At 53.0% G+C, this 15,218-nt stretch carries 15 protein-coding genes and 1 pseudogene; 12 read left to right on the forward strand and 4 right to left on the reverse strand.

What is annotated here, in order from left to right; genetic code table 11:
* Nucleotides 1-34: 34 nt before the first annotated feature.
* Nucleotides 35-1,211, reverse strand: a pseudogene (locus RLDS_RS47175) (IS3 family transposase).
* Nucleotides 1,212-1,652: 441 nt separating this feature from the next.
* Between RLDS_RS47175 and RLDS_RS47185 the strand changes: the two are divergent.
* The 8 genes from RLDS_RS47185 (at nt 1,653) to RLDS_RS0128655 (ending at nt 10,246) form a co-directional block, all read left to right on the forward strand.
* Complete coding sequence (locus tag RLDS_RS47185) at nt 1,653-3,665, forward strand: phage tail tip fiber protein (protein WP_152528101.1); 2,013 nt, start codon at nt 1,653-1,655, stop codon at nt 3,663-3,665.
* Entirely contained in the window at nt 3,665-4,033 is a 369-nt protein-coding gene (locus RLDS_RS47190; protein ID WP_021227433.1) for a hypothetical protein, read from the forward strand. Before RLDS_RS47185 ends, RLDS_RS47190 begins: the two co-directional genes overlap by 1 nt.
* Complete coding sequence (locus RLDS_RS56355; protein ID WP_161626747.1) at nt 4,030-4,185, forward strand: hypothetical protein; 156 nt, start codon at nt 4,030-4,032, stop codon at nt 4,183-4,185. The genes RLDS_RS47190 and RLDS_RS56355 overlap by 4 nt, the downstream gene beginning before the upstream one ends.
* 32 nt (nt 4,186-4,217) lie before the next feature.
* Nucleotides 4,218-6,194: a hypothetical protein gene (locus tag RLDS_RS56550; protein WP_152528102.1), complete on the forward strand. Its 1,977-nt coding sequence runs from the start codon at nt 4,218-4,220 to the stop codon at nt 6,192-6,194.
* Nucleotides 6,136-8,061, forward strand: coding sequence for a hypothetical protein (locus RLDS_RS54680; RefSeq protein ID WP_152528103.1), 1,926 nt, complete (start codon nt 6,136-6,138; stop codon nt 8,059-8,061). Before RLDS_RS56550 ends, RLDS_RS54680 begins: the two co-directional genes overlap by 59 nt.
* Before the next feature lie 14 nt (nt 8,062-8,075).
* The gene (locus RLDS_RS47200; protein ID WP_152528104.1) at nt 8,076-8,420 is read left to right on the forward strand and encodes a hypothetical protein; all 345 of its coding nucleotides are present in this window, start codon (nt 8,076-8,078) and stop codon (nt 8,418-8,420) included.
* A 370-nt stretch (nt 8,421-8,790) separates the two neighbouring features.
* On the forward strand, nt 8,791-9,771 hold the full coding sequence (locus tag RLDS_RS55465; protein ID WP_152528108.1) for a collagen-like protein: 981 nt from the start codon (nt 8,791-8,793) through the stop codon (nt 9,769-9,771).
* 67 nt (nt 9,772-9,838) lie between these two features.
* Entirely contained in the window at nt 9,839-10,246 is a 408-nt protein-coding gene (locus RLDS_RS0128655) for a hypothetical protein (protein ID WP_021227438.1), read from the forward strand.
* A 36-nt stretch (nt 10,247-10,282) separates the two neighbouring features.
* Here the strand turns inward: RLDS_RS0128655 and RLDS_RS47205 are convergent, their stop codons facing one another.
* Together RLDS_RS47205 and RLDS_RS47210 are read right to left on the reverse strand one after the other, a co-directional pair.
* Nucleotides 10,283-10,708, reverse strand: a complete 426-nt coding sequence (locus RLDS_RS47205) for a hypothetical protein (protein WP_021227439.1) — start codon at nt 10,706-10,708, stop codon at nt 10,283-10,285.
* Nucleotides 10,709-10,869: 161 nt separating this feature from the next.
* A complete protein-coding gene (locus RLDS_RS47210; RefSeq protein ID WP_021227440.1) occupies nt 10,870-11,292 on the reverse strand; it encodes a hypothetical protein in 423 nt (140 codons plus the stop codon).
* Nucleotides 11,293-11,942: 650 nt separating this feature from the next.
* Here RLDS_RS47210 and RLDS_RS47215 point away from each other — a divergent pair.
* From RLDS_RS47215 to RLDS_RS47230, 4 genes are all read left to right on the forward strand, one after another.
* Nucleotides 11,943-12,794 (forward strand): hypothetical protein, encoded by an 852-nt coding sequence (locus RLDS_RS47215; protein ID WP_021227441.1) that lies wholly within the window; start codon nt 11,943-11,945, stop codon nt 12,792-12,794.
* A 134-nt stretch (nt 12,795-12,928) separates the two neighbouring features.
* Nucleotides 12,929-13,216, forward strand: a complete 288-nt coding sequence (locus tag RLDS_RS47220; RefSeq protein ID WP_021227442.1) for a hypothetical protein — start codon at nt 12,929-12,931, stop codon at nt 13,214-13,216.
* Nucleotides 13,217-13,444: 228 nt separating this feature from the next.
* Nucleotides 13,445-14,119, forward strand: a complete 675-nt coding sequence (locus RLDS_RS47225) for a hypothetical protein (protein WP_152528105.1) — start codon at nt 13,445-13,447, stop codon at nt 14,117-14,119.
* A gap of 106 nt (nt 14,120-14,225) precedes the next feature.
* Complete coding sequence (locus RLDS_RS47230; RefSeq protein WP_152528106.1) at nt 14,226-14,807, forward strand: hypothetical protein; 582 nt, start codon at nt 14,226-14,228, stop codon at nt 14,805-14,807.
* Here the strand turns inward: RLDS_RS47230 and RLDS_RS47235 are convergent.
* Nucleotides 14,787-15,209: a lysozyme gene (locus RLDS_RS47235; protein ID WP_236616900.1), complete on the reverse strand. Its 423-nt coding sequence runs from the start codon at nt 15,207-15,209 to the stop codon at nt 14,787-14,789. The genes RLDS_RS47230 and RLDS_RS47235 overlap by 21 nt on opposite strands.
* Nucleotides 15,210-15,218: the final 9 nt, after the last annotated feature.

The following is a 15,218-nucleotide window of genomic DNA, read 5'->3' on the forward strand; positions in this document are numbered from 1 at the left end:
TGATCTGCCCCCACCGAGTGGACCGATTGGTTTGTTAGTGCATTAAGCTCATCGCCGCCATATCCGGACGGAGGTGGAGCGAAGCGGAACCGGAGGCCGATATGGCGGTGTCGCCGTTTCTGGTGCCGGTGGCCGATAGCCAAGACTGCTGTGCGGGCGGACGGTGTTGTAATGCCGCCGCCAGGCTTCGATCAGCACCCTGGCCTCGGCGAGGCTGTAGAAGATTTCACCATTGAGCAGTTCGTCGCGCAGCGACCCATTGAAGCTTTCATTATAGCCATTCTCCCATGGCGATCCCGGCGCGATGTAGAGCGTCTTCACGCCGATCTGCCGCAGCCATTGCTGGACGGCATTGGCGATAAATTCGGCGCCATTATCTGACCGTATATGTGCAGGCGGGCCGCGCGAGATGAACAGGTCCGCCAAGGCCGCCAGCACATCCTCATGTTTGAGCTGTCGCGCAACGATAAGCGCCAGACATTCCCTGCTGGCCTCGTCGATGATCGTCAGGATGCGGAACTTGCGGCCGTCATGCGTGCGCCCCTCGACGAAGTCATAGGCCCACACATGCCCAGGATACTCAGGCCGCAGGCGGATGCATGATCCGTCGTTGAGCCATAGACGCCCGCGTTTGGGCTGGCGCTGCGGCACCTTGAGCCCTTCGCGCCGCCATATCCGCTCGACCCGTTTATGGTTCACCGTCCACCCCGCATGGCACAGCAACGCCGTGACCCGGCGGTAGCCGTAACGACCATATTGCTTTGCCAAGGCGATGATGTCCTCCGTCAGCGCCTGTTCGTCATCCGCCCCACGCGGCACTTTACGCTGTGTCGATCGATGCTGCCCTAGAACCCGGCATATCCGTCGCTCGGATAGCCGGACTGGCAGATCCCGTCGTATATGATCGATGCAGCGCCGTCGCCGCGCGGGGCTCAGAAGTTTCCCCGTGCAGCTTCCTGCAATATCAGCTTGTCCAGCGTCAGGTCCGAGATCGCCCGGCGCAGCCGTTGGTTTTCCTTCTCCAGATCCTTCATCCGCCGTGCCTGGTCGGTCTTCAGCCCGCCATATTCCTTGCGCCAGCGATAATAGGTCTGCTCACTGACCCCGATCCGACGGCAGGCTTCGGCGGTCGAAGCCCCCTGCGCCAGCACGATCTCAATTTCACGCAGCTTGCCGATGATCTCTTCCGGCTTGTGCTTCTTGCTCGGCATTCAATGTCCCTTTCGCGGTCCAGACTATCATAGTCTCTGGGCCACTCAGCGGGGGGCAGATCACCGCAACCAACTGGATTGAAAGCGAGAAACAATAGCTGGGTTGATGATCTAACAGGCGTCCACCATGAGATTAACCTGTCATGGGATGCCGTGAATGTCTTGCCTGTAGGCGAGAACCTTGGGCAGCAAATTCCGATCAATGGCTATGTCGTTGAAGTGATGCGACCAAACACAAGCGTTTGGGAACGTATCTACAATGGCAATAGCACGTTCTGCACCATGCAAGATGCACAGCCAGGAACATACACGTTCAGCGTCAGAGCAATAAATATCCTGAATAGGTCAGGAGAGGCCGCATTGCTCAAACATGATTTCACATATGGCGAAGGCCAAGAAGGGCAAGTGCTTCCTCCCGTTTTTGTGGGGTTCGATTAAGGAGTGGCAACAGTAGAGTTTACAGGACATGACCTGACGGTCAGATTTGAGGAAAACCCGCAGAACGGACGAGAATTTCGCTACCGCGTCAGATACGAATGCGCGACTGCCACGGTTGTCCATTTCGTGGATGCAGAGAACGCGGCCCAATATACCAAGCCTGACGGGATGCGCGGCTATAAGGACGTTCTCACCTTTGAAGAGAACCTAAAAGCTGGGCTTACTCGCTCGCCCAAGGTGTTTCTTTCCACCCAAGACGGCGCAGGCAATTGGTCTGCTGAGTTAGAAATCGACGCCTTGAACCCTGCGCCAGACGTGCCGCCTATGACGTGGTTCAACGGCTATGACATGGTGCGCTTCAATTTCCTCAAGCCTGATGACACGGATTGGGCTGGCTTTTGTGTATGGGCAGATACGCAATCGCCAGTCCGCAAGGACCAGATTACGTCCAAATATATCGGGCCTAACAATGAGGTGTCGCTGAGCTTGCTGCCTGACACAGACTATTTCATAACCTATGCCGCATATGATGCCTTTGGCACTGACCTGCTCAACGAAGCCACGGTGCAGCTTCATACGCTGAGCGAAGAAAGCATATTGCTGCCAGTCCTAACTGAGCCGCTTGAGCATATTGCGGCGCTACAGGTGAAAAGCAGCACGGCCTTTCTCAAGGTGGCAAGCGCATATTCCAACAACAACCATCGCGCCATTGAGGAACTGAAAACCTCAATCGAGGACGGCACGCTCGTATCGTCCAAAGTCCTCATTCTGGAAACTCGCGTCGATGATGCTGAGAGCATCCTTCAGCTTGAGCAAGAAACACGGGCAAATGCCGACGAGGCGATAAGCCAGCAGGTGCTTTTGATGGGCGCTCGCGTTGATGATGCAGAGACGGCAATCTCACAGGAGTTGATTGCCAGAGCCAACGCAGACGAGGCGTTGACCGAAATGAATACCCAGCTTGCCAGCCGCATTGGCGACAATGAGGCGCAGTTCAATGACAAGATACAGAACCTTGTCGATGCTGACGGCGCATTGTCCCAGCGCATCACAGATCAGTCAGCCGTGTGGAACAGCGATATAGATGGCAAAATCACCGCCGCGTCGCAGAGCATCACGACAGCATATGCAGATGCAGACGGCGCGCTGTCTGAGCGTATCGACAGCCTATCAGCGCAAATGGGTGATGATGGCTGGATGGCTGCAATTGAAGAAGTCAGCCGCACGATAGCTGATGGCGACGGCGCGCTAGGCGAGCGGATTGACCAGATTACGGCTGGCTATGATGACCAGTTGGTTTCCATCCAGCAGAGCATGTCCGCGCAGGGCAGCACGGTGGACGGATTGAGCGCCCAATATACACTTCGCATCAACAATAATGGCCGTGTGTCAGGCTTTGGCTTGGCAAGCGATCCCAATGGCAACAGCGAAATGGCCTTCTTGGCTGACCGTTTCCTTATCGCTCACGCAGGCGGCGCGGAATACCCATTTGAGGTGGTGGCTGGGCAGGTCAGGATCAAAGAAGCCGTCATTGAAAGGGCGAATATCAAAGGCGCGCAGATTGATGATTTGTCCGTCAACACGCTGAAAATCGCAGGCGGCGCTATCACCGCGAACCAAGTCGCCACGGCAGCGGATGCCTATGTGCTGGCAAACGGATCAGCCGATTTCATCACCACAGGATTCATGACCATTGGTGATGGCGTTTTTGGAACAGGCACAATCGACGTGTCATTCACCATCGACGCGACGCTGGAATATGACGCTTCATGCCAAGTGCTGCTCTACACTGACATAGGCAGCGGCTGGATGCTGAATAAGCAAATCACCTTGGGCATCTCGACCGACAACGGAAACACCTACAGCCGCTATTTTGGTCAGGTCAGCACCGTAGTTGATGGCCCTCAGGTTCGCGTCTTGGCTCGTTGCGTCTCAGGGGCATTTACGCCGCGTTCCGTGGCCAGAAATTTCTATGTGAGAGATATCGTGATGACGTTGAACGGAGCCAAGAGATAATGGCGACAGCATATTTTAATGAAGCGGGATCGCTCATCTGCCTGATCGACGGAGAATGTCAGGCGCCAGAGAATGCAGCGCATTCAGCCAACGTGGCTGACGGCACAAACCCCAATGACATATATTTCGATGCCGCTGAAATGACGGTCAATCTGAAAGCTGAATTGCCAATCTCAGTGGCGTTCAACCATGTCGGGAATATCCCGTCTGGTGCGACTATCATGTTTGGCGACGATCATGTCACCGTTGATGATGGCACATTGGAGTTTGATGCGGACGTATTTGAGACGGTCCTTATCTACGTGGATCATCCACGACATAAAGCAGCATATTTTGAGGTTCCAACAGGACCATTGGAGGGGGAATGAAGGTAAACATCAAGAAGGGATTTTCAGAAGCGAGACGCGCAGCATATCCTTCAATCGAGGAGCAATTAGATACTCTCTATCATGGCGGCTACGATGCTTGGAAAGCGTCGATTGACGAGGTGAAGAACCGCATACCTAAGCAGCAAAAATAAATACTCCTGTATAAACAGGAGAAAACTATCGCATGGCTTGGTATAAGATTGGGACGATTAATCTAACAAATGGCTCAGACATTGTAACAGGGAACGGAACCAGCTTCCCTAACAGCATCAGAAAGGGTGACGCCCTTCAAATCGGTAATTCGCTGTATGAGCTAGATGGCGTGGTCAATTCCACGCAAATGAAGCTGACCAAGCCATATGCAGGCTCAACATCCTCCAACACCTCATATGCGATCATCCCGACGCAGACCAATGTGCAGGACTTGAACAGCAACGTCCTCGATCTCATCGACATAGCCAGCGACATAATCGAAAACGGCGTTGAGGGCGGCGATAGCGCCTATGAAACAGCCGTCAAAAACGGGTTTGTTGGCACCCAAGCGGAATGGCTGGAAAGCCTCAAAGGCACAGATGGGCGCGACGGTTCACAGGTTGGCTTGGGCGCGATCGTCAACTTGAACGAGTATAGCGGCCAGCCAGCAGGCGGCAGCGGCATCAGCGTAATTGTCCCTGTCACGGCAGGCGATCCGCCAATGAACCTGACGCAATCCGCTCAGGTCATCATCCCTAGCAGCACACCAGATGCAGGCATTGCGATTTGGGCGAAGTCCACAACGTCAGGAATTGCGGTGGTTTTGGGCCTCGTAAACGCTCCTGAGCCACAGCCAGGCGGTAGTGACGAAGAACTGGATTTGTCAGGCTCAGGCACCGTTTACGGCGATCCCGGCACTATTTTCCCATTAGGCATCTATCTCGCAGGCAGCACCGCGAATTTCTCGCTTACCGTGCCGTCAGGCTTTCCCCTCGCCATTGAACGCCGCAACGAAATTACAGTGCCAGTCGCAAGCCAATGGACCATCACCAGCGCTGGCTCACCATGGCCAGTCAGCGGCGATGCCGTTGGTTCGTCCAATGTCATCTACAAGCGCGTCTACTCAGGATCAGGCGGCGCATCCTCTGATAACAGCAGCATGGTCGATGGACGTTTGCGCCTGATGAGGCATATCCATCTTATCACTGACCCGCTGGCTTTGTCGTTCAAGCAGACCACGAACGACGGCACCACGCAGACCCCAGCCAGCATCAGGCTTACGTTCTCAGGCATCGTGAATGAGGAATACCCAATCCTAGCGACCTTGTATGATTACACGGTTGGCGAATTCACTTTGCGCCGTCACTGGTCAGGCAGTGCGACCCTTGCCGTGACAGTTGGCCGTGGCAGCTCGTCTACGCAGATTGTCAGCGATGATGATCCTGCATTCGCCGCTGGATCGCTCAAAACATGGTCAGTCGAATATATCGACAATGTAGACGGCGTTGGTGGCTCGATCCGCTTTTATGCTGATGGCGTCCAGATAGGTGCAGACAAGCCATGCGAAGTGAAGCTGCGCATAACCCCAGCCATGGCGCTGGAATGCAATTCCTCAGGCAACAATACCTCAGACAGCGTGAACAATCTCGACGTTGCCTATCTGGGCGTTTCGTTCGGCAAGCCTGAGGTCGAAAGCACTTACGAAACTGCTACCAGCGGCGCGATCACTGCGGCCGATTTGGAAATGCTCTGCGTCGATGCTCGCAGCTTCTCAACGGCGCAGGCACCCGTCACCGTCAGCTATCAAGCGGCGGGACAGAACGCCTTTAATATGGAAGTCGTCGTTGGCGAAATGACGTTGCCTGCTGGCCGCGCATACAAGGCCGTCCTTGAAGATTGGTCCAGCGGCGAAGGCGTTGCCCATCCAAATGAGTTGGTAATGACCAAACCAGCGGCGCAAAACTGCCGCTTTGAGGATGCTGATCTATACAGCGCACAAGCACCATGGACTGAGGTTCTACCAAAGGGAGCCGTGCCAAACATCAATGGCATAAACTACTATTGCGAAGGCATCCGCATGGGAACCTATGTGCAGTTCCAATTCGGCTATGATTGGGAACACCACCCAAATGCCTGCAAATCCGTTTGGCGATCCGCAAGGCAAAGACAGCTACATGGTGCCGCATAAATGGCTGATCTACGACAATACAGGCACATTGCTTGGCCGCGTTGAGCAGCCAAATGGCCAGCCTTTGAACACCACAGCTACAGGCGTGTCTTGGAGTGGGTCACTTGATGGACGTGGCAATCCGATGGTGACGGCGGCCAACAAATGGTATCCGAAAGGAACGGTCCGCTCAGGCATTATCTGGCGCTCACACGCAGAGCCGCCAGCTTATACCCAGCAGGAGATTTGGAGCCGCGTTCCTACCTATGACATTGCCGTGCCATTTGCTTCTCAGGGTGGTGCATCAGTCAACGGCGGCGATTTGCGCGCAGGGACAGGCGAACAGCTAAACGGATTCGCGAATTATCGCTGGATGCCTTGGGAAAGCAGCACCTACAACGACTTGATTACGGCTGGCACCAACACGCTTAATCCGTGGAAATATGGCTCTGACCAGAACGGCATGGTCCCTAACGCCAACACATGGCTGAAATATACCCCGTTCAATCAGATGGGCCGTTCGCCAATTACTGGTCCGGGCGGTGTCCGTGATGATCGTCAGATTATGCCTGAGCCTGTTGCTCGCTATGCGCGCGACGTGACGGTCAAACGCCTCCACGACAATCGCAGCATGAAAGATATCGCGCTCGATTACCTCACTGGCTACGCTTCCGATCCATTCCACTGTTTTGAGAATGGACGCCTGACGCCGCTCTACAAGGGCGATGCGCGCCGCAATATCACATTGCGAAACCACTATTACGGTGGTGGCGAAAGCGGCACTCCAGCAGAGCAAGCCTATTACATTCAGGGCGGTCGCCCATATGAGTTCGTCACGGCGAACAACCCACTGCGCGTTCAAGTGCCATATGGTGGCGCTGCTTCCGACAAGCCATATTTTGGCACCAACCAGATTGACCAAGACCACGCCCACCAATTCCCACATTGGGGATCGCTCATGTGGCAATCACCTGAGTTTGCGATGCTGGGCCACAAGTTTGGCGATCAGGCGCGTCTCTATCTGAATTGGATTTTGAACAACGGCTGGGGTGAAGCTGGCGAGTTCGCATCACGCGGCGCTGCATGGAAATATATGCACGCGGCAATCGCATGGAAAACCGCATCCAGCAATTCCAGCAGGCTCTATAGCCGTGCTGATATCCTTGATTGGGTCGTGTTCGATTTTGAGGGCTTCTACGACAATTTCTATGCCAGCGAAGTTGGATTCCTGAACCCGCCAACGAACGTCAGCGGCGGCGGTAACAATGCGATCTTTGCGGGCACTCAGCGCTTTGGTCCTTGCCTATGGAACGACGATTACGGCGTTTGGCAGCATGACTTCATGATTGGATATTGGACCAGCGCGCTCCATGCCGCTGAGAAGATCGGCTTCAACGATGCGCTCAGAGCAGCATCTGACAAAGCCGAAGCTGTCGTGAACTGGCTCATCACCATGCATCAAAAGCGCGCAACTGGCAGGCTCAATGGCGGCATGAACGTCAATTCCTATGAGATTGATTACACCGTGCCGCTTTGGACCCCAGCAATGATAGCGTCGGCTGGTGGCGTAGCTGCAAACCTGCCTCAGACTTATTCCGCTATCGCAACGGCCCAAGGCTCGAATGCTGCCTTTAGTTGGGATAGCTGGAACAACAATGGCTCTGCCAGTTCGCGTGATGGTCAGGCGATGGACCAGCTTTTGGCTGCACCGTCATTGCTCCGCGATATGGGCAGAACTGATAGCGCCTTGGTCCAAGCTGAGACGAACGCGCTCGCATATCGCCTGAGCAAGATCACCAGCGAAACCGCGAAGGGCGCGGCAACTGCTGGCAGCACATGGTTCCAATACCATCAAACAACCAACAATCCGCCATATAAGGCTAACTAAGGAGACTGCCTATAGTGCTACATTTGAGACATTATCCAGAGGAACCAGATGGCGTTGTGGTCCTCCGCAAGCTGTATATCATCAAGGATAAAGACCTTGACGGAAACCCTGTTGAGCGAACCGTCACTGACGCCCATTTCAAGATCGCCGTTGAGGGCAATGAGATTGTGAACCTCAGCTTGGGCGATGGGATCACATGGGATGGTATAACGCAGTCGCTTTCTTTAGTTCTTAAAAACAGCGATCTAAGCGATATCACGTCATCAACTGACGGCGATTACCAATATTATATAACCTTAGAGACTGGCAGGATCATAACCCTGTTCGCAGGACGCGCATATATGGAGAGAAGCTTATAGGATGAAAAACAATGAAGTTAGGATTGTTGAACAAGCTGACGAAACAACAATCATCGAGATAAACGAGTTAGGCGGCCTCACTGTAGAAGGCACACAAGGTCCAGCAGGACCGCAAGGCCCACAGGGCGCAGTCGGCCCGCAAGGTCCAGTTGGCCCACAGGGCGAAACAGGCCAACGCGGTATACAGGGATTGCAAGGCATCCAAGGGCAGGCAGGCCCAGCAGGTGCAATAGGCGCTCAGGGACCAAAGGGTGACACAGGCCCAGCGGGGCCAGTAGGTCCGCAAGGCCCACAGGGTTTGCAGGGCATTCAGGGGCCACAAGGACCAGCAGGCGCAACTGGCCCATCTGGATTACCAGGAACGCCCGGCATGAATGGTGACAGCGTTTCAGACGCGACCATTGCTCCAGACGGGACGCTGATAATCACGCTCACCAATGGCTACACCATTGAAGCAGGCAATGTGGCCAGCGATGTTGCTGCATTGGTCCCGTTGGGTGGTTCAGCCGGTCAAATCCTATCGAAGATCGACGGCACTGATTTCAACACGCAATGGGTCAACGCTCCATCAGGCTCAGGTGAAGGCGAAATAGGCCCAGCGGGTCCAAAGGGTGATACTGGTGACACAGGACCAGCAGGCCCAAAAGGTGACACCGGCGATACAGGACCACAGGGGCCAGAAGGACCGCAAGGACCAAAGGGCGACACTGGTGAAACAGGTCCGCAAGGGCCAGCAGGTAGCGGCGGCGGTTCAAGCGCACCTTGGTATTTCGATCCTCCACCAGCGAGTTCGCTGACCTTGCTCAGTGGTGATGCAACCAACCTCACAATTGCTGACGATGCTGATGTTGGGTTGATGGTCAAAAGCGGCCCTGCGCCTGCATCTGGCGACATTAGCCGCATCGCATATAGGACATTGACCAACAAAGCGGCGGATTGGGACGTTTTCATCCACGCGCCCATCACCATGAACGATGCCGCCTACCAAAAAGCTGGCTTGATCCTGATGGACAGCATCAGCGGCAGGCAAGTCCTTATTGGCCAGAACAACGAATATTCGCCGTTTGGTGTGATCTATTTCGACAGTCTAACCAGCTATGGCGGCGGCTTGGATATGCATAATTTCTCGCTGCAACCAACATTCTATCGCGCATCCTGCGTTGGTTCGACGCTGACCTATTATGTCAGCCATGATGGAAAAAACTGGCTACAGGTCGGGCAAACGGGCGTGACGGACTATCTCAGCAACCGCCCTGATCGCATTGGCATCGGCTATAACATCGCCAGCAATCCGTCGCTTCAATCCATCATGACAGTGGATTGTTTCAAGCTGACTGGTCCAGCAGTTTAACGCATTGTAATATTAGGACTATTCTCTGTTCCAATTAAATACTGGAAACAGGGAGGGCCGCAATGGCATGACGAATGAAACGCATAGCACGACGCAGCTTGAAACTCAGGTTGTTGTGCAACCAAAGACCACCGCGCTCTCGCCATATGACGCAGCCCTAAGCCTAATGCCTTTCCTGCTCTTCTTGGGTGCCGTGTTCGCCATCATAAAGGGTGGCGCTTGGATGAAGGATCGCACGGCGAGAGAAGTTCAGGATTTTACCCAGATCGGGAACAGGTTGGACGAACTGGAAAAGGGCGTGAAAGGCATGTCATCCCTGTCTGTCTCGCTTCACGATCACGAACGCCGCATCACCGTCATTGAGACGGACTATCGACATATCAACACGACGCTGGACGAATTGAAGGTGGGCATCAAACAGCTAAACGACAATGTGCTGGATTTGGCGCAGCGTTTGCCACGCAAAGAGGCTTGAACGAGCGATCTTATAGCTTGGCAGTTCCACCACGCATTATTTTTTGAAAATTAAGTCTATCTGCTTTTTGAGTGGGTGCTTTACGATCTCGTAATCGGCGTTCTTCGTGATGACGCGGTGTGCCAAAATACCTGCTCCCCCAACAAGACCCGCAGCAACTACGAATGGTGCGGCGGCTGCTCCCATCGCTGCGACACCAAACGGCGTTGTCAATTCTGCAACAATAGCGAGAGTGGTTCCCCCCACCAGACCTGTTCCTGTCGTGGCGACAGCAGCAGTGGCTCTTTTGTTAGTTCTGACTCTGAAAGACGCACTATGATCTTTCATTGCAGCCTTCACGATGGAGAGAACTTTCTCGACATCTTTAACTTCTTTGATTTCAATCGAGGCTCGTTGTGAAACAACATTGGCTATCTTGTTACGAAGATCGTGATATTCATCTGGTATTTCTTCGAACTGCATCTTGTTGCCTCACTTGCACCATAGCAATAATCTAGCCGTGATTATCACGTAGAATCTTATTCGCAATAGTCGCGATGAAAAATGCCCCGAATTATGCATTTCGTTTGAGTTTTATATCCAGCATTCAGGCTTGATGGCCTGGAAGAATTTTGTCAGCCTCTCTATGGCCCTCTGATCTGGTAGCGGACGCGGCCAACGAACTCCTGCTTTGGAAAGCCCTCAAGGCGCGGATTGATTGCCGCTGCTGTCTCGCTGCCACCTTCCATATCCAAGAATCCCATGCGGCATAGCCAGTTCAGTTCCTTGCCTACCATCTGCCATTCTGACCGCTCAATCAGGCTGTCTAAGTCTGCATCCTTCTTGGCATATTGCTGGAAGACATAGCGCAGGCGGCGCAGGGCCATGCCGTCAGTGAAGCCGCTGCCGTCCAAGTCCAATATGGCTTGCTCTACGGCCTCTGGCGTCGATCCCAGCTTTTTGGCGAAATGGCTGAGCTGCTTGTCGTTCTTGAAGCCCTGATAGAATCCTGCGCGGACGAACAGGTCGATGAGTTGGTGGGGCTGGTGCGTGGGGATGGTCTTCATCCAGTATTTATGGATTTCACCCGCCGCGAAACGCTGCGATTTCCCCCGTTTACGATTTGGCAGGGTGACATTGTTACTTTGTTACCCAATCAAAGTAACATCAAAGTGACGCCATAGTGACATCATAGTGACACCAAAGTAACATCAGGGTGACAAATTGCCCCGAAAACCCTAGTATTTCTGCGGGTTTCCGAGGCTTATAATGATATAATAATATAAAATAAAATAATGGCGAAGGCTCAAGTTACTCGCCTTCTTCTTCCATTTTATTTTTTATCCCATACACGACCTTGCAGGTCGCATAAAATAAATTCGTAACGAATTTACGTTGGATTTTTTCATCTTCGTTCAATCACTCGCATTAGGCCATTCGCAGATTAGCTGCTCACGGCCTAATTAGCTCGCCCACTGGAAAGCACATGAAGGCATTAGGCTTCGCCAGTCCATCATAAATGGAAACGGCCCCGCGCGATTTTAAAATCGACTTCCGTATCGAGGGTAAATTACAATAAAATACTAAATAATATTGGGCGGTAGTTACGTCTTAAATTCCACAAATCCTATAGCAAACTGCCGCCCATAGGATTTGAATTTGAGACAAGATGCAGTGGAATGCATCTTTAAAGGACAATGCTATAGGAATAACATAAATGACGAAAACACCATCTTGGATTGCTCTATCTCAGCAAATCCTATCCAAAGAAACAAATTCAAAGGGCGGCGGCGTAACTCGCAAGGCAATCACTCAGTATCGCGATCAACTGCTTAATGGCAAAGCGCTCACTGAAAAGCAGGCGCAGCACTTCATCCAAACCATCAATATGCAACTTGGCTTGGACCTTGACGTAAATCAGCCTGTCCAGATCAGCAGGAAAGTTCGCTCAGACTGGCGCAAAAAGATCGGCGTCCAAACTACAACGACCATATCGAATGATCCTGAGGCGCTATGGGCAGCCTTGGTTGAACACTATGGTAGCTGGGAGGCAGTATCTCACGCGGCAATTGACCGCCTTGAGCGCGAGAATGGCTCTGTAAAACCTCAGGCAGCAGCGCAGCCGCAAGCGGCGTTGGATCGCACATCAGGCGTCACGGCCAGCGTTTGGGACAACGCCAGCGGCACAACTGGCAATCTCGATTACAAAGACGGCACCAAGGAACACCTCTTTTTCGACGGCAAGCTCAAGAAAGTTATGCAGAAGTTGGCTGATGCCCATGACAGCGAGTTGGCGGAAAAGGTGCTGGAAAGGATCGCTGTCGCCACTGACGGCTTAGAAAGCCGCTTCGCATTTGAATACAGCCCAATTTACGCAGCTGGCGATCCTAAGGCGAAAAAGGCTCCTGCGACTGCTCAGTGCATTGTGATGAAATCCACGCCGCTGGCTGGCGGTGCGCCAGAATTTTCCCTGATTGGCATCAATGGTCCTGCGATCCCATTTGTGAAACAGCAGAATTACAAGCCATCTGGCAAGCAGCCAGATATAAAGGCGTTCATTCCAAAATGACGGGTTTTTGATGTTTTGGACTAAATAGATATGTCGAAGACGTTACCATATCTAAGGCAATAGACATTTACTATCTCCGTGAAACCTCGTTGGATTAAACCAGCGGGGTTTCATATTGCCTGATAAATACCTGTATGTTCCAGAATCTCAAAGACAGGATAAAGAAGGTCATCAGCGCCTTGAAGCCGCTGGCTGATAATGACGGCATTGCGACCGGAATTATGAGGTGGGTGCGACCTTGTGCGTTCTTCCTTCTCGTCGCGCTCTTTGTGGTTGGCTGGTTCAACACCGCCACTTTGCTGGCGTATGCAGGTGCCTTGGCCGCATTTCCTCAGGATTTTTGGAATGTCGTGTTCATCATCCTTGGCAGCATCGCAGGTAGCAAAGGCATGGCTGACATTGGGAAGCTGATAAAAAGATGAAGATACGAAAACTGATATTCCGCATTGCAGAGGACCATCAACACCTTGAAATAATCATGAAGCTGTTGGCAGAGCCATATCCAGTGCCATTCGTGACGGAACTTGAGGAAGAGATACTGAGGGATTTCTACAAGAAGCAGGGCTAAGAACGCCTGAAATAACGTCTGTCGATAAATATCCTTGAAAGCGAGGCGCTTTGCCGCGTTTGTTAAACAGGATATTTTCAAAATGAAAACACTACTCACAGGCTTCAAAGCCACAACTGAAATCAAACCATCATTAGATATTGAAGCTAACCAAAACGAGATACGTCAGGCAATCCAGTCCGTATGTGACCTTCTGCCACATGACACATCGCTGCCAGCATATTGGTCCATGACTGCATATGACCCAGCGGGAAAGCACAACCACCAGAGCGTCCAAGCCCTAACTGGCGTCGTCCTTGAATATGAAAAGCGCTACGAGGTCGAATTGCTCAATGCCCTCAAGCAGATGCCGTGGCACTATCTGTTCGTTGAGACAGAGCGCAAAAGCGGCCAGTTCGTCAGCGTCTTTTTCCCCTTGGGATTTGAGCCAGACGTGAACCGCTTCATGCGTATCGCGGGCGTCTTAGTGCAGCAGCTTGGCGTCTATGGGCTGAGCAAGGGCAGCGGCACCCCAACATTCCTTGTGAAGCTGGTAGGCGGGCAGGCAGTGCAGGAACATGCAGGCCCAGCTATTGGCCTCAGCTTCATCAGCGAAACGCGCGACGTGGAAGCGAACGGCGCGATACAGGCATTTCAGGGGCCAAAGCCTATCGTTCAGCGCCCTGTGCCTGTCGCGGCACTACCTGCCAAGCAAACCAAGGAGAAGCAGATTGCAGCCCATTTCAGGATGCTCGCCAACCTCTTTGACCCAGAATAACACTCACGACGAAGCCCGCTCCTGACACGATAGTTGCGGGCTTTCTGTTGACAGTCTGACCTTGTGTGTCCGACATGGACTTGCTGATTTGTTTGGGGGCGTGAAATTGGCAATCGAAGATGAAGCAGGACTGGTTCAAGCTGTTCTCAGCGTCAACTCGCTCATTCAAGATATAAATGACTTCGCGAACGCGAATCCAAGGATCGAAGCGAAGGCCAAAATTCGCTTTCCTACAGGCGTCTTGCGGACGGCTGCATACCACCGTCAAGAGCTGAAGTTTATACCCGATAGCCGCATTCGAACCAACCTAAGTTACGCCTGCATGACGCATGACGTGTTCAGGTGGCTCATCGCAAGGACGACCATTGCAGGGCAGGCAAGGGACATGGTTGTCAAAGAGGCCATTTGTCTTACGGGATCTGTTTGCGAAGCGATGACATTGTGGCCAGGCCAGCAAGGGCTTGGGAAAAGCAAGTCATTCACTGATCGCGTAGCAAGATTGCGTGAGCTTGAGGTCGTGACTGAAGAGGTCGAAGCCGACTTGCTCTGGGTTTGGGAAGTGCGATGCCGTGAGCATCTGGCGGGTGTCAGTGTTCAAGAATGGAACCACTACACTTTGGAACACTGGCGACGGTCAGTGATGGCTATGCGTGCCTTACGGAGCGGATTAGCCAAGTGGCGGGAATAGCTGCCTAAATAGCGCGGCTTCCGCCGCTCGGCGTTTAACCAGACCCTTGAGGACTTTCCCAGCCGCTTTGTTCCAGCGAGCAAATTGACCGGCAGCACCATCATAATCGCCTTCGTTGAGCAGGCGGCGTAATGTGGATTCCTTGAGGCTCTGAGCGCCCAGATTGTAGGTGAAGCTGACGAGCGCCCCTAACTGGTTTGTGGTAAGCGCCACTTTGACGAGGGCAAGAACCTGACGTTCAAAAGCGTCATATTCCTCGATCAGCCAAGCGTCGGCCTGTGCCTGTGAGCAGGTATCGCCTGCCTTGACCTTCTTGGTTCTGCCATAGCCAATCGTCCATATGCCAGCAGGGCATTTGTAGGCTTTGAGTTTGCATCCTTCGTATTGCTTGATGAGCGCCAAGCCTGCGCG

Origin of the sequence: Sphingobium lactosutens DS20, from assembly GCF_000445105.1 — a bacterium.
Taxonomy (GTDB): domain Bacteria; phylum Pseudomonadota; class Alphaproteobacteria; order Sphingomonadales; family Sphingomonadaceae; genus Sphingobium; species Sphingobium lactosutens.

Coding starts and splice junctions, on each gene's coding strand:
- RLDS_RS0128655 (WP_021227438.1), top strand. CDS start 9,839: ATGACGAATGAAACGCATAGCACGACGCAGCTTGAAACTCAGGTTGTT.
- RLDS_RS55465 (WP_152528108.1), top strand. CDS start 8,791: ATGAATGGTGACAGCGTTTCAGACGCGACCATTGCTCCAGACGGGACG.
- RLDS_RS47215 (WP_021227441.1), top strand. CDS start 11,943: ATGACGAAAACACCATCTTGGATTGCTCTATCTCAGCAAATCCTATCC.
- RLDS_RS47225 (WP_152528105.1), top strand. CDS start 13,445: ATGAAAACACTACTCACAGGCTTCAAAGCCACAACTGAAATCAAACCA.
- RLDS_RS47190 (WP_021227433.1), top strand. CDS start 3,665: ATGGCGACAGCATATTTTAATGAAGCGGGATCGCTCATCTGCCTGATC.
- RLDS_RS47205 (WP_021227439.1), bottom strand. CDS start 10,708: ATGCAGTTCGAAGAAATACCAGATGAATATCACGATCTTCGTAACAAG.
- RLDS_RS56355 (WP_161626747.1), top strand. CDS start 4,030: ATGAAGGTAAACATCAAGAAGGGATTTTCAGAAGCGAGACGCGCAGCA.
- RLDS_RS56550 (WP_152528102.1), top strand. CDS start 4,218: ATGGCTTGGTATAAGATTGGGACGATTAATCTAACAAATGGCTCAGAC.
- RLDS_RS54680 (WP_152528103.1), top strand. CDS start 6,136: ATGCCTGCAAATCCGTTTGGCGATCCGCAAGGCAAAGACAGCTACATG.
- RLDS_RS47210 (WP_021227440.1), bottom strand. CDS start 11,292: ATGAAGACCATCCCCACGCACCAGCCCCACCAACTCATCGACCTGTTC.
- RLDS_RS47220 (WP_021227442.1), top strand. CDS start 12,929: ATGTTCCAGAATCTCAAAGACAGGATAAAGAAGGTCATCAGCGCCTTG.